The organism is Pseudomonas sp. R151218B TE3479 (assembly GCF_053629195.1).
The window spans coordinates 1,344,983-1,370,452 of sequence record NZ_JBRJHV010000001.1; the positions used below are offsets into that span (position 1 = coordinate 1,344,983).

The following is a 25,470-nucleotide window of genomic DNA, read 5'->3' on the forward strand; positions in this document are numbered from 1 at the left end:
TAGTCTTTGCGTCTGGACACTTAAATCAAGGAGCGTGTGCCATGAGTATCTTTAGCTTTGTGAAGGAAGCGGGTGAAAAGCTGATCGACCTGCTGACCCCCGGCAATGCCAATGCCAGCGAACAACTGAAAGCGCACATTGAAAAGGTCGGCCTGGGCAATCCGAACGTTCAGGCGACCGTCGAGGGCGACAAAGTCATCGTCACCGGTGAAGTCGCGAGCCAGGAAGAGAAGGAAAAGATCCTGCTGGCGGTGGGCAACATTGCCGGCGTCGGCAGTGTCGACGACCAGATTACGGTGACGGGCCCGGTCGCTGTACCGGCGAAGTTCGTCACTGTTGAGAAGGGTGACACATTGAGCGCCATTTCCAAGCGAGTTTATGGCGACGCGAACAAGTACAACAAGATTTTCGAGGCCAACAAACCGATGCTGTCGCACCCGGACAAGATCTACCCAGGGCAGGTGTTGCGTATTCCAGAGTAACTTGCAGGCCTGTGTTTTCTTCATCGCGAGCAAGCTCGCTCCCACAGGGTTTCCTGGTTCGCCGCGAAACCAATGTGGGAGCGAGCTTGCTCGCGATGAAGATGGCACGGTTCACAGCCCGGCAATCAAGTCCCGATAATCCCCCAACGCCTCGAACTCCCCCGTATCCTTCGGCCCCCTGCGACTGTCCGGTTCGCTGACCGCCAACAGGTGTGCCACGCCGAAGTCCCGGGCGCTGCGCAGCACCGGCAGGGTGTCGTCGATAAACAGGCTGCGGGCCGGGTCGAAATTCAGGTCGGCTTGCAGCGCGTCCCAGAATTGCGGATTTTCCTTGGGGAAACCGTAGTCGTGGGAACTGATCAAACGCTCAAAGTAGGGAGCCAGTTCGATGCGTTCCAGCTTCAGGGACAACGAGTCGCGGTGGGCATTGGTGATCATCACCACGCGTTTGCCGGCTCGCTGGATTGCCGCCAGGAACGTATCGGCGTCCGGGCGCAAGGCGATCAAGTGAGCGGTTTCCAACTTCAGTTCGCGTACCGGCAACTTCAGCTCAGTGCTCCAGAAATCCAGGCAATACCACTGCAACTGGCCAGCGTTGCGCTCGAACAGGGGTTGCAGTTCCATCTCGGCCATCGCCCGGCTCACGCCATGCAGTTCGGCATAGCGCTGGGGCAGGTGTTCGAGCCAGAAATGGTTGTCGTAATGCAGGTCCAGCAGGGTGCCGTCCATGTCCAGCAGAACCGTATCGATCTCATGCCAGGGCAGCAAGGCCATAAAACTTCTCCAGCGGTAATCGGATATCCGACACAAACAATCAGAATAGGCCGGGTATAGTAGCCTGCTATCGCCCAGGGAGCCGTTTATGCGCCAGAAACCCACCATACTCGATCGCCGGATCGTCGCTACCAGCCGCCTGTTCTGTGTGGAAGAACTGAAATTGCGGTTTTCCAACGGTGTGGAGCGTACTTATGAACGTCTGGCGAGTAACGGTGCGGGCTACGGCGCGGTGATGATCGTGGCGATGCTCGACGCCGACCACGCGGTGCTGGTGGAAGAGTATTGCGGTGGCACCGATGCCTACGAACTGTCCCTGCCCAAGGGCTTGATCGAGCCAGGGGAAGACGTGCTGGCGGCGGCCGAGCGGGAGCTCAAGGAAGAAGCCGGTTTCGGTGCGCGACAGTTGGAACATCTGACCGAGTTGTCGCTGTCCCCTGGCTACATGAGCCAGAAGATCCAGGTGGTGCTGGCCACCGATCTGTATGAGGAAAGGCTGGAGGGCGACGAGCCTGAGCCGATGGGTGTGGACAAGGTCAACCTGCGTGAGCTCTCGGCCCTGGCGCAGAACCCGCAATTCACCGAGGGCCGGGCCTTGGCGGCGCTGTACCTGGCCCGTGACCTGCTGGCCCAGCGTGGAGCGTTTCTGTCATGACTTTCCCTCATTCGTTGATGGCTCCCGTAGTGGAGCTGGCGCTCCAGGCCGGTGAAGCGATCCTGCCTTTCTGGCGCGCCAACGTTCAGGTCAACCATAAGGCCGACGAGTCGCCGGTGACTGCCGCTGACATGGCGGCTCATGATGTGATCGTGGCTGGATTGACGGCGCTGGCCCCGGATATTCCGATCCTCTCCGAAGAGGACGCCGATATTGCCCAAAGCGTACGCGCCGGCTGGCAACGCTGGTGGCTGGTGGACCCGTTGGACGGCACCAAGGAGTTCATCTCCGGCAGCGAGGAGTTCACCGTCAATATCGCCTTGGTGGAACAGGGCCGCGTGGTGTTCGGTGTGGTGTCGATGCCGACCAATGGACGCTTTTACGTCGGCGGCGCAGGGTTGGGTGCCTGGCGTGGCGACAAGGGCGGTGTGCCTTTGCCTATCGCGGTTCGTGATGCATTGGCGCCGGGCGAAACGTTCACCGTGGTCGCCAGTCGCCGGCATACCAGCCCGGCGCAGGAACGCCTGCTGGAGGGCTTGAGCGAGAGCCTGGGCGAACTGCAACTGACCAGTATTGGCAGTTCGTTGAAGTTTTGCCTGGTGGCCGAAGGCGCGGCGGATTGTTATCCCCGGCTGGCGCCGACCTCCCAGTGGGACACCGCCGCCGCCCAGGGTGTGCTGGAGGGCGCGGGTGGCGAGGTGTTGGACTTGAGCGGCGAGCCGTTCTGCTATCCATCGCGGGAGTCGCTGTTGAATACGTCATTCCTGGCGTTGCCGGCTAAAGCGGCGTGGCGGGGCAAGTTACTGGAACTGGCCCGTTCCTGAACCGTACCTGCTTTCCTGTGGCGAGGGAGCTTGCTCCCGCTCGGTTGCGCAGCAACCGCAAAATCTTGGGACCGCTTCGCAGCCCAGCGGGAGCAAGCTCCCTCGCCACAGGGGGCTGCGTTGCTTTAGCGGTGCAACACGTACTGCCCCTCAAACTGCACTGCCACGTCCTCGCTCCCGCTGTTCAACACTTGCGTCTGCAACGCCAGCCGCGCCCGGCCATAGCGCCGATACGTGGCCAGGAAGCGTTTCCACAGTTTTTCCTCGGGCGCATCGCAAACGACTGTCGCATCGCGGGTCACTGGCAGCGGATAGCTGATCTGCCCTTCCTGAATCACGATATGCCCGTCTTCGATGCCTTCCTCACGCAGGGCCAGATGCAGCCAGCCCCAGCCACCCAGTACGGCGCCGCAATACAGGCTGCCACCGAACATGGTGCTCTTGTGGTTGACGTTGGCCGCCAGCGGCAAGGACAGACGCAGTTGCCGGGCCTGCCAATCGAGCACCTTGAGGCCCATGTCCCGGGTCAAGGGGATGTCGTGGTGCAGGATCGATTCCAGGTAACGGCTGTCGCGGTTCATTGCGGGGCCTCTTGCTTAACGGGGAAATGACGATAATTCAATCGGACTCATCGGACGAACCCTGGCTGCTGTCGCCGAAGGTCAGGCCATGCTTGCGCAACTTGTCGTGCAGGGTCTTGCGGGGAATGCCCAGGGCTTCGGCCAGGCTGCGCACCGAGCTGTGGGGGCGGGCCAGTTCGGCGGCGATCAGGGTTTTTTCGAAATTTTCCACTTGCTCGCTCAAGCCGCCACTGACCAGTTCCACCGGTGCGCCGGGGCTGCCGTCTGGCGCGCTGTTGTCCAGGGCCAGTTCCAGCCCCAGGGCAAAACGTTCGGCGGCGTTCTGCAGTTCCCGGACATTGCCGGGCCAGCTGTGGCGCAGCAGCAACGCCCGTTGCGCCGGTTGCAATTCGTGGGGTGGCAGGCCATGGCGAGCACTGGCTTCGTTGGCGAAGTGCTGGAACAGCATGAGCGCATCCTCGCCCCGTTCGCGCAACGGCGGTATGCGCAGCGGCGCGACGTTCAGGCGGTAATACAGGTCGGCGCGAAAACGCCCCTGGTCGGCGGCCTGGCGCAGGTCTTCCTTGGTCGCGGCGATGACGCGGATATCCAGCGGGATCTGTTGATTGCCCCCCAGTCGTTCCACCATGCGCTCTTGCAGCAGGCGCAGCAGCTTGACCTGGACATCCAGGCTCATGCTTTCGATTTCATCCAGAAACAGCGTGCCACCGTTGGCGAACTCGAACTTGCCGATACGGCGTTTCTGCGCGCCGGTAAAAGCCCCGGGCTCGTGGCCGAACAGCTCGCTTTCCACCACCGACTCGGCCAGGGCTCCGGCGTTGATCGCCACGAAGGGGCCATTGCGTCGGCTAGAGAGGTCGTGCAAGGCACGGGCGACCACTTCCTTGCCCGCGCCGGTTTCACCGAGGATCAACACGTCGGCGCGGGTGGCGGCCAGTGCGCCGATCTGCTCGCGCAGGCGCAGAATGGGTGTCGATTGGCCGACCAGGCGGGCGCTGAGTTCATGGCGATCGCTCAGGGCCAGGCGCAGGCTGCGGTTGTCCAGCACCAGGCGGCGCAAGGCCAGGGCGCGGCGTACGCTGTCGAGCAGATGATCGCTGGCGAAAGGTTTTTCCAGGAAGTCGTAGGCCCCGGCGCGCATTGCTTGCACCGCCAGGGGCACGTCGCCGTGGCCGGTGATCAGCAGCACCGGCAGTTCCGGATCCTGGGCGTGGAGCTCGCCCAGCAGTTCGAGGCCGTCCATGCCCGGCATGCGAATATCACTGACCACCACGCCCGGCCAGTCACGGGGCAGTTGCCCGGCCACGCCCTTGGCTTCGGCCAGGGGCAGGATTTTCAGGCCGGCCAGGTCGAGGGTCTGGCTCAAGGCCTGACGCAGGTGGGGATCGTCATCGATCAGCACCACCTCAATCCGGTTATCGATGGTCATACACTTCGGTCCTCGGACGGTTGCAGGCTCACCCCGGGCGCGCCGGCGCGCAGCTTCAGGGTGATCAGGGCGCCGCCTTCCTTGTGGTTGGCGAACGACAGTTCGCCGCCGAAGGCGCGCATCAGGGTGTCGCAGATCGCCAGCCCCAGGCCAAGGCCCTGGGTGCGCGTCTTGGTGGTGTAGAAGGGCTCGCCGGCGCGGCCCAAGGCTTCCATGCAAAACCCCGGGCCGTTATCGCGGATGTACAGGTTGACGCCGGTGTCGGTGGCCTGGGCACTGAGCCAGAGTTTGCGTGGCGGGCCTTTCTCGGTGAGCGCGTCGAGGGCGTTGGCCAGCAGGTTGCCGAGCACCTGGCGCAGGCGGGTTTCACCGGCTTCGACCCACAGCGTGGCGGCCGGCAAGTCGCGGATCAGTTCCACTTCCATGCTGCGCCGGCGTTTGGCGAGCAGCGCCAGGGCATCGTCCAGCGCCGGTTGCAGGGCGACGCTTTCCGGGGCATGGCGATCGCGGCGGGCAAAGGCGCGCAAGTGGGCAATGATCGATGCCATGCGCCCGGTCAGTTCGCTGATCAGCTTGAGGTTGCCGCGGGCATCCTCGGTGCGTTGGTGGTCGAGCAATATCTCGGCGTTTTCCGCGTAGCTGCGAATCGCCGCCAGCGGCTGGTTGAGTTCGTGGCTGATGCTCGCCGACATGGTGCCCAGGGCCGACAGCTTGCCGGCTTGCACCAGGTCGTCCTGGGCACGGACCAACTCCTGCTGGGCCTGTTCGCGCTCCAGCACCTCCTGGCGCAGTCGCCGATTCAGGCCTTCCAGGTCGCTGGTCCGTTCGGCCACCCGGCCTTCCAGCTCGTGACGGGCTTTGGCTTCGAAAGCGATCCGATCCAGATAATGGCGCCGGCGTTGCATCATCAAGCCGAGCAACAGCATCAAGACCAGCAATGCCGCGCCACCGATGGCGACCACGGTGCGCACCGGACGGTCGATCAGCGTGCGCGGGGCGAGGATGCTCACGCTCCAGCCGGTTTCTTCGATGGATTGGGTCTGGGTCAGCCAGGCGTTGGCGTCCAGGTTCAGTGGCTTGGGGTCGCGGGTCGGATAAGGCTGTACCGCGCTGATGGCCTTGCGCTCGTCGTCACCCAGCGGCCGGGTCGCGCGAAATCGCCATTCCTGGCGCGACGTGAGGATGACCACGCCATTGTGGTCGGTCACCAGCAACTGTTCCGGGGTCTTGCCCCACAGGCTTTCGGTGTGGTCGAGGTCGACCTTGACCACCAGCACGCCGATGACTTTTTCGCGGTCGTGCACGGCGGCGGCGAAGAAATAACCGCGCTTGGCCGACGTGGTGCCCAAGCCGAAGAAGCGCCCCAGGCGCCCGGCCATGGCTTCGATGAAGTACGGACGGAAGGCGAAGTTGCGTCCGACGAAACTGTCGTGCTTGTCCCAGTTCGACGCCGCCAGGGTCTTGCCGGTGGGGTCCATCAGGTACATGACTTCGGCGCCGGTCTGGGCGCTGATGTTTTTCAGCAGCCGGTTGGCGTTGCCTTGGGTCACGCCGTCGTCCGGGGCCGACAAGGCGGCGCGCAAGGCCGGCAGGTCGCCGAGAATCTGTGGCAGCACCTCATAGCGGTGCAGCGTGCCCAACAGGTTGGCGACGTAAAGGTCCAGGGTCTGGCGGTTCTGCCCAGCCAGTTCACTGCGGTAGTAACGTTCGGCCAGATGCTCCAACGGCCACAGCAATGGCGCCAGGCACAGCGCGAGCAAAGCCAGGCTGCGCCAACGGGGTCTGCGGGGAAGGGTGGAATTCATGAGCATCGGGCGCCTGTGGTGACAGGCGTATTATGCCTAGTTGCCTCGCAAATACTATTTGTAAGGCCTTACCGGGCTTGTCCGGCAAGACACTGCTGCAACGCGTCTCGCCAGTCGGGTTGGCTCACTGCCCATTCCTTGAGCAGGCGGCTGCAGTTCAGGCGCGAGTTCAGCGGTCGAGGGGCCGGCGTCGGGTAAGCGCTGGACGCAATGGGCTCCAGCACTGCACAGGGCTTGTGTCGTTCGAGCAGGTTTTCGCCGATGGCCTGGGCGAAACCGAACCAGGATGTCTCGCCCCGTGCCGTGAGGTGATAGGTGCCCCACGCTCCGGGTTGAGCGGCCTGCCAGCGCTCGATCAGTTGGGTGGTGCTGTCGGCAATGGTGCCCGCCCAGGTCGGTGCGCCAATCTGATCGGCCACCACCCGCAGCTGCGGTTTTTCCTGCAACAGGCGTTGCATGGTCAGCAGGAAATTGCGGCCCTCGGTGGAGTACACCCAACTGGTGCGCAGGATCAGGTGCTGGCCGCCAGCCAGGCGGATGGCATTTTCGCCGGCCAGTTTGCTGCGCCCGTAGACACTCAGCGGGTTGGGCGTGTCGTCCTCGGTGTAGGGGGCGGGCTTGAGGCCATCGAAGACGTAGTCGGTGGAGTAGTGAATCAATGGGATACCCAGGTCGAGCGCTGCCTGGGCAAGGATGCCCGGTGCCGTGGCATTGATGGCAAACGCCCGCTCCGGTTCGCTCTCGGCCTGGTCGACGGCCGTGTGAGCGGCGGCATTGATGATCAGGCCTGGCCTCAGGGCCTCGATGGGCGCGCGCAGGGAGTCCGGCTGTGCCAGGTCGAGCTGGTCGCTGCCGCGTACGAGCAACTCGCCCATGCCGCTCAGGCGCGACTGGAGTGCCCGGGAAACCTGGCCATTGCGGCCGACGATCAGGATGCGCAGGGGGGTATTCATGGGAACAGGTCTGCCTCGTGCAAGGCCTTGCCGTTCTGGTCCTTGGCCGAGAGGATCGGCGCGCCTTCCAGCTCCCAATCGATGGCCAGTTGCGGGTCGTCCCAGCGAATGCAGCGCTCGGCCGAGGGGGCGTAGTAATCGGTGGTCTTGTAGAGGAAGTCTGCCGATTCGCTCAGCACGACGAAGCCGTGGGCAAACCCTGGTGGCACCCACAGTTGTCGATGGTTCTGCGCCGTCAGGCGAACGCTGACCCATTGGCCGAAGGTCGGCGAGCTGCGGCGAATGTCCACCGCGATATCCAGCACCTCCCCGGCAGTGACGCGTACGAGTTTCCCTTGGGCCTGTTCGATTTGATAGTGCAGGCCCCGCAACACGCCCCGGGTGGAGCGTGAGTGGTTGTCCTGGACGAACGGCAGGGTGCAGCCGGTCGCCTCGGCAAACGCCCGGGCATTGAAGCTTTCATAGAAAAACCCCCGATCGTCACCGAAGACTTTCGGTTCGATGATCAGGATGTCCGGCAGACGGGTGGCGATGACGTTCAACGTGTTTCTCCGGCGATCTTGAACAGGTACTGGCCGTAGCCGGTCTTGCCAAAATATTGGGCGCGCTCAAGGATATGCTCGCGGCTGACCCAACCTTGCTGGTAGGCAATTTCTTCCAGGCACGCCACTTTCAGGCCTTGGCGATGTTCGATGGTCTGCACGTACTGCGAGGCTTCCAGCAGACTGTCGTGGGTGCCGGTGTCCAGCCAGGCGAAACCGCGGCCGAAGCGCTCGACGTGCAGGTCGCCGCGTTGCAGGTAGGCATTGTTGACGTCGGTGATTTCCAGTTCGCCGCGTTTGGATGGCTTGATGCTCTTGGCGATCTCGATCACGTCATTGTCGTAGAAGTACAGGCCGGTCACCGCGTAGCTGGATTTAGGCGCGGTGGGTTTTTCTTCGATGGACATCGCCCGCCCTTCCGAGTCGAAGTCGATCACGCCAAATCGCTCGGGGTCCTTGACCCAGTAGCCGAACACTGTCGCGCCACTTGGCCGGTTGATGGCCGTCTGCAATTGCTCGCCGAAATACTGACCATGGAAAATGTTGTCGCCCAGGATCAGGCACACCGAGTCGCTGCCAATGAACTGTTCGCCGATCAGGAACGCTTGGGCCAAGCCATCGGGCGAAGGCTGCTCGGCATAGCTGAATTGCACGCCAAACTGCTCGCCGTCGCCCAATAGGTTGCGGTACTGCGGCAGATCCTGGGGGGTGGAAATGATCAGGATGTCCTTGATGCCCGCGAGCATCAGCACCGAGATCGGGTAATAAATCATCGGTTTGTCATAAATCGGCAAGAGCTGCTTGGAAACCCCGAGGGTAATCGGGTGCAGGCGGGTGCCGGAGCCGCCGGCCAGGACAATGCCTTTCATCATGCAACTGCATCCTTGTTGTCGAGCGAGCCCAGGCGCTCGCCTTGATAGCTGCCGTCCTGGACACGTTGGCACCACACCAGGTTTTCGAGGTACCACTGCACGGTCTTGCGCAACCCGGTCTCGAAGGTTTCCCGAGGTGTCCAACCCAGCTCCCGTTCGATCTTGCTGGCGTCGATGGCGTAGCGCAGGTCGTGGCCGGGGCGATCCTGGACGAAGCTGATCAGGTCGGCATAGTGCTCGACGCCTTCGGGTTTGCGTGGCGCCAGCTCTTCGAGCAGCGCGCAGATGCTGCGCACCACGTTGATGTTTTTCTGCTCGTTGTGCCCGCCAATGTTGTACGTCTCGCCGACCGCGCCCTGGGTGACGACTTTGAGCAACGCCCGGGCATGGTCTTCGACGAACAGCCAGTCGCGCACTTGCTGGCCATTGCCGTAGACCGGCAGCGGTTTACCGGCCAGCGCGTTGAGAATCACCAGGGGAATCAACTTCTCGGGGAAGTGAAACGGCCCGTAGTTGTTCGAGCAGTTGGTCAACAGCACAGGCAAGCCGTAGGTGCGCTGCCAGGCGCGGACCAGGTGGTCGGACGCCGCCTTGCTCGCCGAGTATGGTGAGCTTGGGGCGTAGGCGGTGGTTTCGGTGAACAGGTCATCCACGCCGTGCAAGTCGCCATACACTTCGTCGGTGGAGATGTGATGGAAGCGAAACGCGCGTTTCTGCGGCTCGGCCAGGGCCTGCCAATAAGCGCGGGTGGCTTCCAGCAGGCTGTAGGTGCCCACGATGTTGGTCTGGATGAAGTCTGCCGGGCCATCGATGGAGCGGTCTACATGGGACTCGGCCGCCAGGTGCATGACGGCCTCAGGCTTGAATCGCGCAAGCACCGCACTGACGGTCGCTTGATCGACAATGTCGGCCTGGACGAATTCGTAGCGGCTGTCGTGATCGATGCTGCTCAGGGATTCGAGGTTGCCAGCGTACGTCAGCTTGTCGAGGTTCAGGACCTGGTGCTCGGTATCGAGAATCAAGTGCCGTATGAGCGCCGAGCCGATGAAGCCAGCACCGCCAGTGATGAGAATGCGCATCCGGTTAAGCCTTTTTCCGTGGGACGACAAAGCATAGGAGCATAGCTTGTCGGCATGGCGGGAGCGGCGCAAGCGAATATCCCCTGGACACACCCTCCCCACACGGCGTCTCAGGAGGGCTGTGCATATTTTTGAACAGAGGGGTTGCTTATCCTCAGACTCAGTGGCGAGATAGGCATCCGAACAAAACCACCTCAGGGGTCCTTGTATGCCATTCGCTACGTTGGTTCACCGTGCCAGTTTGCCAAGCCCACAGATCAGCGCCGAGCAAGCGCTGGTGCTGTTGCGCTTGAATTACGGACTCAGCGGCGACCTGCGACCCCTTGGCAGCAACCAGGACCTCAACTACCGCGTCGACAGCGAACGCGGGCGCTTTGTGTTGAAAATTTGCCACGGCGACTACGCTGTCCCCGAAATACAGGCCCAACACGCAGCCCTCAAGCAGTTGGCCGGACACGACACGGTGAAAGTCCCGCAGGTGATTTGCGCCAGCAACGGGCTGGACCTGTTGACGTTGGACGTCGACGGCCAAGCGATTCACATGCGCCTGCTGGAGTACATCGACGGCCAGTCCCTTACGCAACTCAAGCACCTGCCCCCCGAGCTTGTAACGGGCCTGGGCCGCCTGTGCGCGGAAATGGACCTGGCCCTGGCGACATTCGACCACCCGGGCCTGGAGCGCACCCTGCAATGGGACGCGCGCCATGCCCCGGCCCTGGTCGAGTACCTGTTGCCTGTCATCGCGGATGAACAGCGGCGCCATCTGGTCGCCGAGGTCGCGCAACAGGCCGAGCGGCGCTTGCAGCCGCTCAAGGCCAGCCTGCCGGTGCAGGCGATTCACATGGACATCACCGATGACAACGTGGTCTGGCAGCGCGATGCCCAGCGCCAGTGGCAATTGCAGGGCGTCATCGATTTCGGCGACCTGGTCCGTACCTGGCGCATCACGGACTTGTCGGTGACGTGCGCGGCCCTGCTGCATCACGCCGATGGCGATCCGTTCTTCATCTTGCCGGCGATCAAGGCCTACCACGCGGTCAACCCCTTGCAGCGCCAGGAGCTGTTGGCGCTGTGGCCACTGATCGTGGCGCGCGCCGCGGTGCTGGTGCTCAGCGGTGAACAGCAGGTTTCCATCGACCCGGACAACCAATACAGCCGCGACAACCTGGCTCATGAGTGGGAGATTTTCCGAGTGGCTCACTCGGTGCCCTTCGAACTGATGGAAGCGGCGATTCTCACCGCCGTCGGCCACAGCCTGCCGGCCATTGCCAGCGAGGGCTTTGCGCCGCTGTTGCCGACTCTGGTAGGGCGTGAATTCGCCCTGATCGACCTGGGTGTGTTGAGCCCGCATTTCGAGGCCGGCAATTGGGAGCAGCCGGGGATCGACCAGCGTCTGCTGGACGAAGCCGCCGGGCTTCACGGCCTGGCCGCCAGCCGCTATGGGCAATACCGTTTGTCTCGCACCCGGCCGGACAGCGCCGTCGAACCCGATACTTATCCATTGCACGTGGCGTTGAGTGTGCCCCAGGGCACGCCGCTCGAATCGCCGTTCGCCGGGGTTGTGCACAAGGCCGCTGATGGCATGTTGCAATTGGACAGCGCGCAGCTGAGCGTGCGCTTGTGGGGCGTGACGTCGCCGCTGCATTCCGGGGCGGCGCTGGTCAAGGGGCAGGTGCTGGGTGAAGTGACGGGGCCGTTGCAGGTCCAGTTGTGCCGGGGCGCCCAAGTGAATCCGCCGTTGTTCTGCACCCCTTCCAGGGCTCTGGCCTGGCAGGCGCTTTGCCCTTCGCCAGCGGTGCTGCTGGGGCTGGCCTGCGATGCCGAGCCGGAGGTTGATCCCGAGGCACTGCTGGCCCGCCGCGATGCGAGCTTCGCCCGTTCGCAGAAACACTATTACGTCGATCCGCCGCGCATCGAGCGTGGCTGGCGCAACCACCTGATCGACATGCAGGGTCGCTCGTATCTGGACATGCTCAACAACGTCGCCGTGCTGGGCCACGGCCATCCACGCATGGCGGCGGTGGCCGCCCGGCAATGGTCGCTGCTCAATACCAACTCGCGTTTCCACTATGCGGCGATCGCCGAGTTTTCCGAACGCCTGCTGGCGCTGTCGCCGTCCAACATGGACCGGGTGTTCCTGGTCAACAGCGGCACTGAGGCCAATGACCTGGCGATCCGTCTGGCCTGGGCCTACAGCGGCGGACGGGACATGCTCAGTGTGCTGGAGGCCTATCACGGTTGGTCGGTGGCCGCCGATGCGGTGTCGACGTCCATCGCCGATAACCCCCAGGCCCTGAGCAGCCGCCCGGACTGGGTGCACCCGGTGACCGCCCCGAACACCTATCGCGGCGAGTTCCGCGGTCCCGACAGTGCGCCGGACTACGTGCGCAGCGTCGAGCACAACCTGGCGAAAATTGTCGAGAGCAAGCGTCAGCTCGCCGGCTTCATCTGCGAACCGGTGTACGGCAACGCCGGTGGGATCGCACTGCCGCCCGGTTACCTGAAGCAGGTCTACGCGATGGTGCGCGAGCGCGGTGGGGTTTGCATCGCCGACGAGGTGCAGGTCGGTTACGGGCGCATGGGCGAGTTTTTCTGGGGCTTCGAAGAGCAAGGCGTGGTGCCGGACATCATCACCATGGCCAAGGGCATGGGCAACGGCCAGCCGCTGGGTGCGGTCATCACCCGCCGGGAAATCGCCGAGGCGCTGGAAGCCGAGGGGTACTTCTTCTCGTCGGCCGGTGGCAGCCCGGTCAGTTGCCAGATCGGCATGGCGGTGCTGGATGTCATGGAAGAAGACAATCTCTGGGAGAACGCCCGGGTGGTTGGCGGGCATTTCAAGGCTCGCCTGGAAGCCTTGATCGACCAGTATCCATTGGTCGGTGCGGTGCATGGTTCCGGGTTCTACCTCGGTGTGGAACTGATCCGTGATCGCGAGACCCTGGAACCGGCCACTGAAGAAACCATGGCGCTGTGCAATCGCCTGCGGGAGTTGGGGATCTTCATGCAACCGACGGGCGATTACCTGAACATCCTCAAGATCAAGCCGCCGATGGTGACCACGCGTCAGAGTGTGGATTTCTTTGTCGATATGCTGGCGAAGGTATTGGACGAGGGGCTGTAATCGATCTGGAACACCAAGCTGTTTCCCTGTGGGAGCGGGCTTGCTCGCGATGACGGTGTCCAAGCCAGTAGTAATGTGGCTGAACGACCGCTATCGCGAGCGAGCTCGCTCCCACAGGGTTTAGCGTTGCTGTATAAATCGATTTTTGTCGATGTTTTCCGCTATTTTTTGATGGTGTTTAGTTTTTGTGGCTTTATTAGTCGATATTTATCGTTTATAAAGTTGCTACAGCCCATCGCCCAGGAGATGACCCCATGACAACGTTGCACAGCACTCCGCGCGCGGATGGTTTCCACATGCCTGCCGAATGGGCGACCCAGACCCAGGTCTGGATGATCTGGCCCGAGCGTCCGGACAACTGGCGCCTGGGCGGCAAGCCCGCGCAGGCCGCCCACGTGGCGCTCGCCAAGGCCATCGCCCGTTTTGAACCAGTGACCGTGGCGGTGTCCGCGGCCCAATACGAAAATGCCCGGGCGCGCCTCGACGTGCCGAATATCCGCCTGGTGGAAATGTCCAGCGACGACGCCTGGGTCCGCGACACCGGCCCTACGTTCGTGATCAATGACAGCGGGGAAGTGCGCGGTGTCGATTGGGATTTCAACGCCTGGGGCGGTTTTGACGGCGGCCTGTACGCGCCCTGGAACCGTGATTCGCAAGTGGCCAGCAAGATCCTCGAGATCGAACGCAGCCCGCGTTATCGCACCGAAGGTTTTGTGCTCGAGGGCGGGTCGATCCATGTGGATGGCGAAGGGACTGTGATTACCACCGAGGAGTGCCTGCTCAACCGCAATCGCAACCCACACATGAGTCGTGAGCAGATCGAGGCGGTGCTCAGCGCGCAATTGGCGGTGGACAAGGTCATCTGGCTTCCGGACGGTCTGTTCAATGACGAAACCGACGGCCATGTGGATAACTTCTGCTGCTACGTGCGTCCGGGCGAAGTCCTGCTTGCCTGGACCGACGACCCGCAAAACCCGAACTACACCCGCTGCCATGCGGCGATGGATGTGCTGCAAAACAGCACTGACGCCAAGGGGCGCTCGTTCACAGTGCACAAAATGCCGATTCCGGGGCCGATGTATGCCACCGAAGAGGAATGCGCGGGCGTGGATGCGGTGGAAGGTTCCCAGGAGCGCAACCCAACCGTGCGACTGGCCGGTTCCTATGTGAACTTCCTGATCGTCAACGGCGGCATCATCGCGCCCAGCTTTGACGACCCGCTGGATGCACCGGCCAGGGACATCCTGCAGAACCTGTTCCCGCAGCACGAAGTGGTCATGGTGCCCGGGCGCGAACTGTTACTGGGCGGCGGGAATATTCATTGCCTTACCCAACAGCAACCCGCGCCATACGTAAAATGAGTGGCGATGTAACAGCCCGCCGATAGCGCCTGCGCCGGCCCTGAGCTGGCGATTTTGGATCCATCCCGGCAAGCCCGCGGCCCGATTGGGCCGTGGGTTTTTTTGTGTCTGTTCATGGGTGGGCACGGATACATTGGCATAGCTCTTGTATCGGATCAGCGGCAGTTCCGGGGAATGGAGCTGAGTTGTTTTGTCATAAACCTTGGATAAATTAGCCGCTCATCAACCAGGAGAGGGCGCTGGAATGAATATGACAAGCGAGCGCACATGCCATCCCTTGGCCGTTAATGGTGAGTCGCTTCAAGCCTTGGCGCAGTGGTTGAAGTCCAACGGAACGCGTCAGATCAGAGAGCCTGATCCGCGCCGGATGATCGTTGAGCGTTACCCCGCTGGCCTGTTCAGCGAGGCTGAGCTGGAAGCGTTGTGGGATGTGATGCAAGGATAGAATTCGACGGATTGATAAAAAGCGCTGGCCGGGATGGCAGCGCTTTTTTTGTGCCCGCAGGTTTTCGAGTTCACACAAAATCGCTGTGGGAGCGAGCTTGCTCGCGATAGCGGTGGGTCAGTAACACGGCTGTTGACTGACACACTGCCATCGCGAGCAAGCTCGCTCCCACAGGGGGGCCTGGACGTCCGTGGCCATCGCCCCATGGCTGAAGCAAACCCTGCCGGGGCAGGCCTTTGCGCCATCAGCGACTTGCGGTTTGGATGGCTGTTCGTTCTGATCGATTCTTAGATGTTTTTCGCCTAATTACAGACGATTCACGAAATTGACACGCTGTTGAGGGCGCGACTAGGATTCGCCTTACGCCTGTGGCTGACAGCCATGACTCTTAAATAATAAAAAGGCCCGACACGCTCGCTCGTGGGCGGGCCTTTTCATTATTTTCAGGAGCAAGAGTCCGAAAAAGAGCGCAAAAAGCGCCATTTCGGCTGCTCGCCGCGTGCGTATCAACCCGTACAAGGAAAATAATCATGTTGAACAAGCGCATTAGTTTGATCGCACTGGGGATCTTGAGCACGACACACGCCATGGCCAACGACCAGGCGGAGTCAAAGGGGTTCGTTGAAGACAGCAGCTTGAAAGTGCTGTTGCGCAACGCTTATATCAACCGCGACTACAAAGACGGCAACGAGGACAAGGCCGAATGGGGCCAGGCGGCCATCGGTACGTTCTCGTCCGGTTTCACCCAAGGCACGGTGGGCGTGGGTGTAGATGCCTTCGGCCTGTATGCGTTGCGTCTGGACGGCGGCAAGGGTCGTAGCGGTGCGCAAGGCATCGATTTCTTCAAGCAAGGTGACAGCGGCAACGCGGCCGATGACTTGTCCAAGTTCGGTGCCGCGGTCAAGTTCCGCGTTTCCAATACCGTACTGGCCTATGGTGACCAGATGCCGGCCCTGCCGGTGCTGAGCTATGACAACTCGCGCCTGCTGCCGGAAAGCTACACCGGCACGCTCATCACTTCCAAGGAGATCAAGGGCCTGGAACTGAATGCCGGCCGTTTCACCGCCGAATCGCGCAAGAGCGCCGAAGGCCGTGACAGCGGTGGCCTGAAGTCGATCGACGTATTGGGCGGCAGCTACCAGTTCACCGAGCAGTTCAAGGCTTCGCTCTACGCCTCGGATGTCGAGGACGTATTGAAGAAGCAATACGTGAACGCCAACTACGTGTTCCCGCTGGCCAAGGATCAGTCCCTGACCTTGGACTTCAACGGTTATCGCACCAAGCTGGACAACAGCTACGTTCGCGAAAACAACGTCACCGGCGACGACAACAAGATCTGGAGCCTGGCCGCCACCTTCGCCACCGGCCCGCACAGCTTCACCCTCGCCCACCAGCGCAGCACCGGCGACAGCAACCTGGGCTACGCCTACGGCGGCTATCAGCGCGGGCAGAATCGTGTGGGTGACGGCGGCAACACGATCTACCTGGCCAACTCCTACTGGTCCGACTTCAACGCTGAGGATGAGCGCAGCTGGCAGTTGGGCTACGGCCTGGACTTCACCACCTTCGGCGTTCCGGGCCTGACCTACAACGTCGCTTATGTGCGTGGCGATAACATCACCACGTCCACCAGCGAAGGCGGTACCGAGCGCGAGATCTTCAACCAGTTCAAGTACGTGGTCCAGAACGGCCCGGCCAAGGACTTGAGCGTCAGGTTGCGCAGCTCCGTGTTGCGGGTGTCACAGAAGTCCAGCGAGTACAACGTCAGCGGCAATGAGCTGCGGGTGTTCGTGGATTACCCGATCAGCGTCTTCTGATGCCTGAACGGGTTACGAGCGTATAAAACCGTGGCGAGGGAGCAAGCTCCCTCGTCACAACTGATTCATACCTGCCTGAAGTGAATAGCGTTGCGACGCCAAACTCGGGTTCTTTTGGCTTTTAGCGCAAGAAAAGCCACTGAAACAGCCTGTTTTCCCGAGAAAAAGTCGTACTAGTGCAACTTTGCCCTCCGTTTCAAGCGTCGCTTGAAATGCCTCAAATACTTTCTCATGGACGTAAATCCTGCACCTACTAGATTAGGCCGCTCAATGCAGTGGAGACCTATGAAAAATGATCGTTCTGAACAGGGAAGTGGGCGAAGCGCTGAGACGTGACAAATACGTCAACGTTCGCGGTGGGGACTTCAACCTCTACGGTCATTTCGGCGATTTTGTCCGGCTGACCAAAAGCTGGGAAAACATGGAGCCCGACAGTTACTACGGCCAGGCCGAGTCAGGCATGCGTTTTCGCCGCTACAGCGACTTCGAATACAACCCTACGACCCGAGAGCTCAAGCAGCTCGAACACCGGGCCTACGTTCAGTCCAAGGCCAACAACAGCTATGTCGGCGGACTGGAGCGTCACTTCCAGGATTTCTCCAACGAAGTGATCAATTCGCCGGTGATGCGCAGCCTGATCGACACGGACTTCGAGGTGTACAAGAACGTCCTGCCGCAGGAGTTGCACGATGAAATCTGGCAGTGCCAGATCCATCAGATCCGCATCGAGATCAAGCCGGGCAAACAACTGGAAATCACCCCCGAAGGGATTCACTGCGACGGCTATCCGTTCAGCGGCGTGCACTTCTGGGGTCGCCAGAATGTGGCGGGTGCGGAGAGCCGTTTGTACAGCGCCCAGGAAGAACAGCTGGCGGCGACGACCTACGAGGACATCCTCGACACCACGTTCTTTCTGGACCGCGACATGCGCCATTACGTGACCCCGGCGCGCAACACCCATAGCCACGACATGGCCTACCGGCAGATCCTGGCCATTTCCTTCTCGCGGCCCGGGACCGCTTTCGACATTGTTCGCTGAACGGCTCGAACCCATGGACGACTCGACGCAGCAAGTCCTGTTGCGTCGGGCCATGGTCCGGGACGCCGAGCGACTGGAGCGGTTCTTTCGCGGTTTCGACGAAGTGTCGTTCTGCGAATGGCAGGACGCTCGATTCTTGCGTGGTGTGTTGTTGCAGGACACCACCACCGCGTACCTGGCCATCGATGCGAGCGGTGAGGTGGTGGGTGCGGTGATCGGCGGCGTGCTTGGTACCCGTGGCACGATCAATCACTTGGCGGTCAGCCCGCAGCATCGCACCAAAGGCCTGGGCCAGCGCCTGGTCGAGGCCGCATCGGCTGACATGAAGCGGGTAGGCGTGCTGCGCATGTTCCTTTTCGTCGACGATGCTAATCTGGCCGGCAAGCGTTTCTGGGCCGCCCAGGGGTTCTGTGAGCCCCGGGGTGAAATCACCTTCGAGAGGGATTTATGAACAAGACTTCCAGCCAGCCGCTGGCGGTCGAACCACAAGCCTCGCGTACCTTTGCTGAAGCCAGTCCGGTGGTAGCGGGTTATTTCACGGTTTCGTTTGTGTTCGGTCTGATGGCGGTCAACGCCGGGCTGCCCTTGTGGTTGCCGGTGGCGATGTGCCTGTTCGTCTACGCGGGTGCTTCGCAATTTGCGGCGCTGGCGTTGATTTCCAGCGGTGCGTCACTGACCACCATCGTGCTCACCACGTTCCTGATCAATGCCCGGCACATGCTGATGTCGGTCTACATGGCCAAGGCCCTGCGTGCGCTGGGGCTCAGTCGTTTCGAACGCTGGTGCTACGCGGCAGGGTTGACGGACGAGTCATTCGCTTTCCACAGCGTCAAGCTCGGCACCGGGGCGCCGGTGAGCGTGCGCTACCTGGTCGGTTTCAACCTGTTCTGCCATACGTCCTGGGTGCTTGGTGGCTTGCTGGGCGCGGTGTGCGCGCAATACGCGGCGCACCTCATCAAATACCAGCTCGACTATGCGCTGACCGCGATGATGCTCTATGTGCTGGTTTCGTTGTGCGACACCCGCAACAAACTGATCGCGGCCTTGGCGGCTGTCGTCTGCATGGGCGGGCTGAGCCTGCTGGGCAGCTCGCCATTCAATGTCTTCATTGCCACGTTCGTTGGCTGCGGGGTGGGCGTATGCCTGACCAAACGTTCCTGATCCTGGTCGTGGTCCTGATGATGGCCGTGACCTTTCTGCCACGTGCCCTGCCGTTGCAGGTCAATACCGAACATTGGCCGCCCTTCGTCGCCCGTGCCCTGGAATACCTGCCAGTGGCGATCGTCGCTGCCATCAGCCTGACCCCGTTATTGATCAAGGACCAGCAGATACAACTCGACCGCCCTGAGTTTTATGCCGCGATTCCGACGCTGTTATGTGCGTATTTCAGTCGCAACCTGTTTCTCAGTGTGGCGCTGGGCACGGCGGCGTACATCGCGCTCGGTTCGTTCCTGTAGCGTCAGGTCCACCACATCATGCAGCGCCTGGCCAGACAACTCCGGATTGTTCACCGCCAGGCGGACCTCAAGGAAATCCTCGAAGTCGGGGAAAATCGCCAGGCCATTGCGCAGCGCCGCCTCCCGGGACACCAGCCCCAGGCCGTCGAGCTGCGTGATCAACGACAATGTCAGCGTCTCACTGCAGGAATACACCATGCGCTGGCTCGACCCGTATTCACCCAGGCCCGCGTCGAGAAAGCGCAGGAAGCTGTGGGAATACGGACATTCTTCTGCCGGACGTACTTGAAACTTGTCACCGAGCAGGCCAAGGGAGTCGTCTTCGTCGCCACAATGGGCACCGACCACCTGCACCTGTACATCCGGCATGGCGATGCTGGTAAAACCGCCCGGTTGCTGCCCGATCAGGATTGCCAGGTCAAAATCTTCGTTCCTGAGCTTGCTCAGGTTCTCCATCGACTCGGCGTAGCTGAATTCCAATTGATACTGGGGGAACACGGCGATCAAACGATCGATCATCCGCCGGTTGAACTCCGCCGGCAGGGTGGTATTGAGCGCCACTCTGAGCGTGCGCTGTCGCGGTGTCTTGAGTGCCGCGACTTTTTCTTCCAATTGCCGGGTGGCAATCAGCACCTGATCCATGAAGGGGGTCAGTTCCGAGCCCTGGCTCGTCAACGTCAGGCCCTTGTTCGAGCGCCGGAACAACCGGAAACCGAACTGTTCCTCGACTTTGTTCAACTGCGCCGCCAACGCCTGCACCGTGAGGCACGAATGCTCGGCCGCTGCCGACAACGAGCCGGTCTGCACGATACGCATGAGGTTGCGTAGGGTTCTGCTATCCATGAGGTAATGCCCTCTGCTTAAGTGGGCTCGCTATTGTTGTGCACCTGGGCCGGCCAGGTGGTCATGCTGGCTATCATCATGCACCTTGCCACGCTTGTCGCGATTTTGTGCCGAAAAGCGCCAGGAGGCGATGGTTGGAGCTTATGCGGGATTTGAGGATTTTGCCCAGTCGATGCTGACCAAGACCCGTTAGCGGGAATCTGGTTATGTTTGTTGACCTGGCAAGACATGCCAAATGGTTCAAATAGAGTGTCGATAGAGTCCATTTGCGAATAAAAACTTAAAAATAATCCATATGTGTACTATCCTCTAAGCACCACCCGCTAAAAAGGAGCCCAAACCCATGGCGACTTCCTCCATCACCCTCAACGCGCAGCAACAATTGGATTCCGCGGATGCGGGTCGAGTCGCGTTGAAGTTTTTCTTCAACCTTATGGCACTCTGGGGCTGCAGCGTCGAGCAGCAGCGTACTTTGCTGGGCAAGGTGGGAAACACGACCTTCTACAAATACAAGCAGTTGCCGGAGAACGTGAGGCTGCCTCGCGATACGCTGGAGCGCATTTCCTACCTCATGGGTATCCACAAGGCGCTGAGCATCATCTTCAGCAATAACCGGGACCGTGCCTATCAGTGGGTCAGCAGCCCGAATACCGCGGCACCGTTCAACGGCCAGTCGGCGCTGTCCTACATGTTGACCGGGCGGGTGGTGGACATCGCCGATGTGCGGCGATACCTCGATGGAGTGCGTGGTTAATGATGCCACCACTGGCGGACCCGCAATGGAAACGGGCCTATCGGATCGTCAACAGCAGCTTCCCACCGATTTCGCTGTTTGAAGATGTACTCGACCCTGAAGACCTGCCCACGGCCTACGCCCTGGAAGCGCTGACCAATGATCGGCTGATGGAACAGGCCGGCGTGCTGTCCCGTGTCCGCCCCGAGGACCGCGTTTCCGGGCCCGGCTCCTCGCCGGTGATGGCGGCGTTTACCCACATTGGCAAAAGCAGCCGCTTCAGCGACGGCACCTTCGGTGTCTACTACGCCGCCAGCAGCCAGGAAGCCGCCATCGCCGAGACCTGTTACCACCAGGCGCGATTCCTCGGGGCGACCAACGAGCCAGACCTGGAGTTGACCATGCGCACCTACGTCAACAAGGTCGTCAAACCCTTGCACGACATCCGTCACGACTACCCCCACCTCCACAACCCGGACCCTACGGCCTACGGCCCGTCCCAGGTGTTCGCCCGGCAACTGCGTGAAACCTTGTCATGGGGGCTGCTGTACAACAGCGTCCGCCTGCCCGGTCACGAATGCGTGGCCGCGTTTCGCCCACCGGCGGTGTCGATTCCGGTGCAGGGCAAGCATATTCGCTACGTCTGGAGTGCCCAGAAGCGAGAGATTTCGTTTGTGTTCGAGGTGAGTCAGGTGTGAGTTGCCATTGACCCGGCTGTGACAAGGGGCTGCAACAGCCCCCTGGCCGGGTCGGATCAAATCTTGAACCGCTGCACCGACGACTGCATCGATCCCGCCGCATCATTCAACTGGTCAGCGGTGTGTTGCAGATTGTGGATGGAAAGCGTGTTTTCCCGCGATTGGGCAGCAATCGACTCCACCCGCTGGGCCATTTCATCACTGGCTTTGGATTGCTCGGCAATGGTCTGGGAAATTTCCTCCACCACTTCGGCCGCATGCCGGGCGCCGGTGCGGATTTCGCTGATGGACACGCCGGCCTGCTGGGCCAGGTTGACACCCTCGTCCACACGGCTGACGCAAGCCTGCATGTTCGCCACCGCATCCCGTGCGCTGGACTGGATGCGCTCGATCATCGCGGTGATTTCCTGGGTGGACTGGGTGGTGCGCGCCGCCAGGTTGCGCACTTCGTCCGCCACCACCGCAAAACCACGGCCCGCCTCGCCGGCGCGGGCGGCTTCGATAGCGGCGTTGAGCGCCAGCAGGTTGGTTTGCTCGGCGATGCTCTTGATCACCTGGATGATGGAATGGATGTCCTCGGACGAGGCATCCAGCGCGGTGATCTTGCTGGAGGACTGGTTGACCACCTCGGCGATCCGGTTCATGCCTTCCACCACCCCGAGAATCACCTGGCCGCCGCTGCTCGCCAATTGTTCGGACTGCGCCGAAATCGTCCGGGCGCTGTCGGCGTGCTGATGGATCTGGCTGATGTTCGCCATCATCTGCTCCATGCTCGCCGCCATGCTGGTCGCGCTCTGGGCCTGTTGGTCGGCACTGGAGACAATCTGCCGCGCCGTATCGCCCAGGTTCCGGGACGTGCCATGCAACTCATCGCTCTGGCCGCGGATCGTGGCGATCATCTGCCGCAGATTGGTCTGCATCTGCTCGATCACGCCTTGTAGCTGGCCCAGCTCATCCTTGCTTTGCGTGCCCATGGAGCGCTGCAAATCTCCTTGGGAAATCGCCTGGGTATTGAGGATGATCTTGTTCAGCGGCGTAAGCACCGCCTTGAGCAGGCTCCACGACAACAGCGCCAGCGCCACGCAGGTGGCCAGCAACGTCACGATCAGCCAACGCTCCGAGCTCTGAATGCTGCCGTCCTGATGCTCGCGGGATGACTGCGCCTGGTTCTCGATCAGTTCACTCACTGCCTCGTTGCGCTCCTCCAACGCCGAAAACGCCCCGTCAAACTCCGTCCGCAATGCCTGACCATCCTGGGCGCCGCTCAGTGCCTTGCTGATTATTTGCTTGGCTTTATCAATGTAGGTCTCCACCTGTGGCTTGAGCTCGCCAATCGCCTTGGCGACATCCCCCGGCAACTTCGCCTCGGCATTTTCGGCGATGACCTTGCGCATCCGCTGCGTATGCTCGTCGAACGCCTCAAGCACCTCCTTCGTCCCCTGGGCATCCCCCGGCTTGACCAGCAGAGCGGCGAGCACGTCGGCACGAATGGCGTCGTGCATCATGTCCGCCTCCATGTGCTTGCGCATGGCGGAAATGCTGGTTTCGTTCTGCACCAGAGCCTCGGTCATGGAGTGATAACCCCACAACCCGATACCGCCGAGCAGCAACGCAAAAGAAAGACTGACCAACCCCGAGCCTATGACCTTGGTGCGGATCTTCATCGCTTACTGCTCCTGGAGCGGGAGAATTCTGGAAAAGTGTAGTCGAGCGCGAACGGAGCCTTGCGGTATTCCAGGCGCTTATCTGAGGCTATCGGCGGGGGATTTGATTAGATGAATACGTTGCAAACTGTTTGGACAGGGGAGGGTGGAGGGAACACAGCCCATTCAGAAATCCCACAAACTCATTGCAGTCAGTCATTGTGTTCTGTCCCTGATCCGTGGCGAGGGAGCTTGCTCCCGCTGGCTGCGAAGCAGCCCTCCTTCAATCCTTCCCGTCATACAGAAGAAACCCAATGCTGCTCGACCCAGCGGGCAGCATTGGGCCTGCGGCCCTTAAGCGGGATTACTCCCGGGCGCCTCCAGCACCTTCACCACGTCGTCGATGACGGCCTTGCTCATATCCTGCAAATAACACGACGCCCAGGCATACCGATCCGTACCGCGAATCATCGCTGCGTCCTCGGCCAGGACCTTGGCAACGTGGAGCAGATCGGAGGCGTGGGACAGGGCTTCGCCGATGGGTATGCCGCTGTTGAAGCGGAATAAAGGGCGGTCGGAGTGGTAGCAGAAGGGGGTTAAGCCTGGGGTTTTGAGGTCTTGCGGGTTTGGCATTGTCTGGCTCCTTGACTGTGAGAGCCGCAACCGTCCTTTCCTACGGGATTGGGTGGCGGCCATGCACGGGGTAGGAAAACCGGGAATCAAGGCACCCGGCACACCCGAAGGTGTCCCGCGCACAGCCGCCATAACGCATATCGCAGACACAGAAAAAGCGCCTGCAATAGTAAGCGAGGCGCAGCTGATACGCCTTGATTTACTTCGGGTTTCCTACGCCCGGTCGCTGAATTAGCAACGACTGCTGAAGAGTAGTGGGCGATTGGAGGAGGGGCAATCGTGGCTCGATGCTGGCGAATCCAACATTACGTATCCAGATTTTACCTGGCTTGTAGCTTCTAACTGGCTGGAGTCCAGTGATCTGAAACCTTCTTTTCATGGGGCACTGGCAAAGCGATTACGGAAAATCGTCGATATCCACTCGTCGCCACTGTCAGTCCTGACAGTGGCGAATTTATCGTGGATACGTCCAAGCTAGGTTTGTCCAGTCTGGACGCAGTGTGGAAGAAGTCATTTGGCTCAAGGTGGTCTTCAGGATGAGGCAATTTATTCTTTCCGACATCTTGGCTTTTCCAGCCTCTTCCGCTCAGTCGCATGCAACGATTCCATTAATGGAAGGGCCTGGCATGGTCATTGATGGTGAAGTATTTAGAAGTGAATACGCGGATGTGAACGGCATTCGCATGCACTATCTGGTGAGCGGTAACGGTGAAAGACCGGTGCTTCTGATCCATGGCTTTCCGGGAAGCTGGAGGAACTGGGAGGCCGTGATGGGGCGCTTGGTGCGCGCTGGCTACACCCCTGTCGTTCCTGATTATCGTGGCGCCGGAGAAACGGATATTTCAGCCAGTGGTTATGACAAGAAGAACATGGCGCTGGATCTGCATGAGCTGATTAAAAAACTGCAGATGAATCGGGTTGATGTTGTGGGTCACGACATGGGTTTGATTGTCGCCTATGCCTACGGCGCACTTTATCCCTACGAAACCAAACACATCGTCTTAATGGACGGCTTTATCCCGGGTATTCCAGGGTGGGAGATTCCCTTTAATGGCAATCCCGCAACCGGTATCTCGAGCAAGTGGCATTTTCGCTTCTTTGGAAGCACCGCCGAAAAAATGATCAAGGGTAAAGAAAAGATTTACCTGGACATGTTTTTCGATGAGTTCGTTTACCCAGGAAATCCCAAGGTAACGCAAGAGGTGCGTGAGGCCTTGTTGAACGACTATTCCCGGTCAGGGCGCATGAGCGCGGCTTTCAAGCTTTATTCAGCCTGGATAGAGCATGACGCAAATGACAACCAAGCGTTCGCTGAAAATAAACTGACCCTCCCGGTGCTCACCATTGGCGGAGATCACTCAAGAGGCAAGACGTTGGCCGAGCAAGTGCAGCACATTACCTCGCAACCCCATTCCTTGATCTTGCAAAATACTGGGCATTGGGTGCTTGAGGAGAAAGCGGAGGCTACCAGTCAAGCTATGCTGGATTTCTTGCGAAATGCATAGGTCTTGGCGAATTACTCAGTTTTGGGGTGTTAGACGAATAGGCTGTGCTAATGACAACGTTGAGCCTTTGGTGTGCTCGGTAGTGGGGAAAAGGGGACGGATTTATTTCCTCGATCAAAAAATGGGGGGCCGTGCGCAGGAGTGCTAGGTTTGAACACAACATTTCCCCGACCGGTAAT

25 protein-coding genes are annotated in these 25,470 nt (G+C 60.7%); 14 read left to right on the forward strand and 11 right to left on the reverse strand.

Annotated elements, in window-relative coordinates; genetic code table 11:
* The first annotated feature begins 41 nt into the window (after positions 1–41).
* Complete coding sequence (gene lysM / locus AB7M32_RS06030) at positions 42–482, forward strand: peptidoglycan-binding protein LysM (RefSeq protein WP_454249370.1); 441 nt, start codon at positions 42–44, stop codon at positions 480–482.
* Between the two features lie 111 nt (positions 483–593).
* Here the strand turns inward: lysM and yrfG are convergent, their stop codons facing one another.
* A complete protein-coding gene (yrfG, locus tag AB7M32_RS06035) occupies positions 594–1,256 on the reverse strand; it encodes a GMP/IMP nucleotidase (RefSeq protein WP_454249371.1) in 663 nt (220 codons plus the stop codon).
* An 88-nt stretch (positions 1,257–1,344) separates the two neighbouring features.
* Between yrfG and nudE the strand changes: the two genes are divergently transcribed.
* A complete protein-coding gene (nudE, locus tag AB7M32_RS06040) occupies positions 1,345–1,911 on the forward strand; it encodes an ADP compounds hydrolase NudE (protein ID WP_060739656.1) in 567 nt (188 codons plus the stop codon).
* A complete protein-coding gene (gene cysQ, locus AB7M32_RS06045; protein WP_454249372.1) occupies positions 1,908–2,735 on the forward strand; it encodes a 3'(2'),5'-bisphosphate nucleotidase CysQ in 828 nt (275 codons plus the stop codon). The genes nudE and cysQ overlap by 4 nt, the downstream gene beginning before the upstream one ends.
* 125 nt (positions 2,736–2,860) lie before the next feature.
* Here the strand turns inward: cysQ and AB7M32_RS06050 are convergent, their stop codons facing one another.
* The 7 genes from AB7M32_RS06050 to rfbB form a co-directional block, all read right to left on the reverse strand.
* Positions 2,861–3,316: a YiiD C-terminal domain-containing protein gene (locus AB7M32_RS06050; protein WP_454249373.1), complete on the reverse strand. Its 456-nt coding sequence runs from the start codon at positions 3,314–3,316 to the stop codon at positions 2,861–2,863.
* A gap of 37 nt (positions 3,317–3,353) precedes the next feature.
* The gene (locus tag AB7M32_RS06055) at positions 3,354–4,745 is read right to left on the reverse strand and encodes a sigma-54-dependent transcriptional regulator (RefSeq protein WP_454249374.1); all 1,392 of its coding nucleotides are present in this window, start codon (positions 4,743–4,745) and stop codon (positions 3,354–3,356) included.
* Positions 4,742–6,550, reverse strand: coding sequence for a sensor histidine kinase (locus AB7M32_RS06060; protein ID WP_072409322.1), 1,809 nt, complete (start codon positions 6,548–6,550; stop codon positions 4,742–4,744). The genes AB7M32_RS06055 and AB7M32_RS06060 overlap by 4 nt, the downstream gene beginning before the upstream one ends.
* Positions 6,551–6,618: 68 nt before the next feature.
* Positions 6,619–7,503 (reverse strand): dTDP-4-dehydrorhamnose reductase, encoded by an 885-nt coding sequence (gene rfbD, locus AB7M32_RS06065; RefSeq protein ID WP_454249375.1) that lies wholly within the window; start codon positions 7,501–7,503, stop codon positions 6,619–6,621.
* On the reverse strand, positions 7,500–8,045 hold the full coding sequence (rfbC, locus tag AB7M32_RS06070) for a dTDP-4-dehydrorhamnose 3,5-epimerase (protein WP_072409159.1): 546 nt from the start codon (positions 8,043–8,045) through the stop codon (positions 7,500–7,502). Before rfbC ends, rfbD begins: the two co-directional genes overlap by 4 nt.
* Entirely contained in the window at positions 8,042–8,917 is an 876-nt protein-coding gene (gene rfbA / locus AB7M32_RS06075; protein ID WP_454249376.1) for a glucose-1-phosphate thymidylyltransferase RfbA, read from the reverse strand. Before rfbA ends, rfbC begins: the two co-directional genes overlap by 4 nt.
* Positions 8,914–9,996 (reverse strand): dTDP-glucose 4,6-dehydratase, encoded by a 1,083-nt coding sequence (gene rfbB, locus AB7M32_RS06080; RefSeq protein WP_454249377.1) that lies wholly within the window; start codon positions 9,994–9,996, stop codon positions 8,914–8,916. The genes rfbA and rfbB overlap by 4 nt, the downstream gene beginning before the upstream one ends.
* Before the next feature lie 208 nt (positions 9,997–10,204).
* Here rfbB and AB7M32_RS06085 point away from each other — a divergent pair, with 208 nt between their 5' ends.
* From AB7M32_RS06085 to AB7M32_RS06120, 8 genes are all read left to right on the forward strand, one after another.
* Positions 10,205–13,117 carry an aminotransferase gene (locus AB7M32_RS06085; protein WP_454249378.1) on the forward strand — a complete coding sequence of 971 codons (2,913 nt, stop codon included), beginning with the start codon at positions 10,205–10,207 and terminating at the stop codon, positions 13,115–13,117.
* 254 nt (positions 13,118–13,371) lie between these two features.
* Positions 13,372–14,478: an agmatine deiminase gene (aguA, locus tag AB7M32_RS06090; RefSeq protein WP_454249379.1), complete on the forward strand. Its 1,107-nt coding sequence runs from the start codon at positions 13,372–13,374 to the stop codon at positions 14,476–14,478.
* A 244-nt stretch (positions 14,479–14,722) separates the two neighbouring features.
* The gene (locus tag AB7M32_RS06095) at positions 14,723–14,923 is read left to right on the forward strand and encodes a hypothetical protein (protein ID WP_057449186.1); all 201 of its coding nucleotides are present in this window, start codon (positions 14,723–14,725) and stop codon (positions 14,921–14,923) included.
* A 530-nt stretch (positions 14,924–15,453) separates the two neighbouring features.
* A complete protein-coding gene (locus tag AB7M32_RS06100; RefSeq protein ID WP_454249380.1) occupies positions 15,454–16,740 on the forward strand; it encodes an OprD family porin in 1,287 nt (428 codons plus the stop codon).
* 292 nt (positions 16,741–17,032) lie between these two features.
* Positions 17,033–17,779, forward strand: coding sequence for a 2OG-Fe dioxygenase family protein (locus AB7M32_RS06105; protein WP_072409147.1), 747 nt, complete (start codon positions 17,033–17,035; stop codon positions 17,777–17,779).
* 13 nt (positions 17,780–17,792) lie between these two features.
* Positions 17,793–18,230, forward strand: coding sequence for a GNAT family N-acetyltransferase (locus AB7M32_RS06110; RefSeq protein ID WP_454249381.1), 438 nt, complete (start codon positions 17,793–17,795; stop codon positions 18,228–18,230).
* A complete protein-coding gene (locus tag AB7M32_RS06115) occupies positions 18,227–18,940 on the forward strand; it encodes an AzlC family ABC transporter permease (RefSeq protein ID WP_072409145.1) in 714 nt (237 codons plus the stop codon). The genes AB7M32_RS06110 and AB7M32_RS06115 overlap by 4 nt, the downstream gene beginning before the upstream one ends.
* A complete protein-coding gene (locus AB7M32_RS06120) occupies positions 18,919–19,236 on the forward strand; it encodes an AzlD domain-containing protein (RefSeq protein WP_072409143.1) in 318 nt (105 codons plus the stop codon). Before AB7M32_RS06115 ends, AB7M32_RS06120 begins: the two co-directional genes overlap by 22 nt.
* Here AB7M32_RS06120 and AB7M32_RS06125 read toward each other — a convergent pair.
* Positions 19,153–20,079 (reverse strand): LysR family transcriptional regulator, encoded by a 927-nt coding sequence (locus AB7M32_RS06125; RefSeq protein ID WP_454249382.1) that lies wholly within the window; start codon positions 20,077–20,079, stop codon positions 19,153–19,155. The two genes, AB7M32_RS06120 and AB7M32_RS06125, sit on opposite strands and share 84 nt — an antisense overlap.
* A gap of 343 nt (positions 20,080–20,422) precedes the next feature.
* On the opposite strand from AB7M32_RS06125, the gene AB7M32_RS06130 reads away from it, so the two are divergent.
* Both AB7M32_RS06130 and AB7M32_RS06135 read left to right on the forward strand, forming a co-directional pair.
* Positions 20,423–20,833 carry an MbcA/ParS/Xre antitoxin family protein gene (locus AB7M32_RS06130; protein ID WP_454249383.1) on the forward strand — a complete coding sequence of 137 codons (411 nt, stop codon included), beginning with the start codon at positions 20,423–20,425 and terminating at the stop codon, positions 20,831–20,833.
* On the forward strand, positions 20,833–21,510 hold the full coding sequence (locus AB7M32_RS06135; RefSeq protein ID WP_092330132.1) for an RES family NAD+ phosphorylase: 678 nt from the start codon (positions 20,833–20,835) through the stop codon (positions 21,508–21,510). Before AB7M32_RS06130 ends, AB7M32_RS06135 begins: the two co-directional genes overlap by 1 nt.
* A gap of 56 nt (positions 21,511–21,566) precedes the next feature.
* Here AB7M32_RS06135 and AB7M32_RS06140 read toward each other — a convergent pair whose 3' ends face one another.
* A complete protein-coding gene (locus tag AB7M32_RS06140; RefSeq protein WP_454249384.1) occupies positions 21,567–23,174 on the reverse strand; it encodes a methyl-accepting chemotaxis protein in 1,608 nt (535 codons plus the stop codon).
* Between the two features lie 333 nt (positions 23,175–23,507).
* The gene (locus AB7M32_RS06145) at positions 23,508–23,786 is read right to left on the reverse strand and encodes a DUF3077 domain-containing protein (protein ID WP_454249385.1); all 279 of its coding nucleotides are present in this window, start codon (positions 23,784–23,786) and stop codon (positions 23,508–23,510) included.
* A 500-nt stretch (positions 23,787–24,286) separates the two neighbouring features.
* Here AB7M32_RS06145 and AB7M32_RS06150 point away from each other — a divergent pair, with 500 nt between their 5' ends.
* A complete protein-coding gene (locus AB7M32_RS06150) occupies positions 24,287–25,291 on the forward strand; it encodes an alpha/beta fold hydrolase (protein WP_454249386.1) in 1,005 nt (334 codons plus the stop codon).
* Positions 25,292–25,470: the final 179 nt, after the last annotated feature.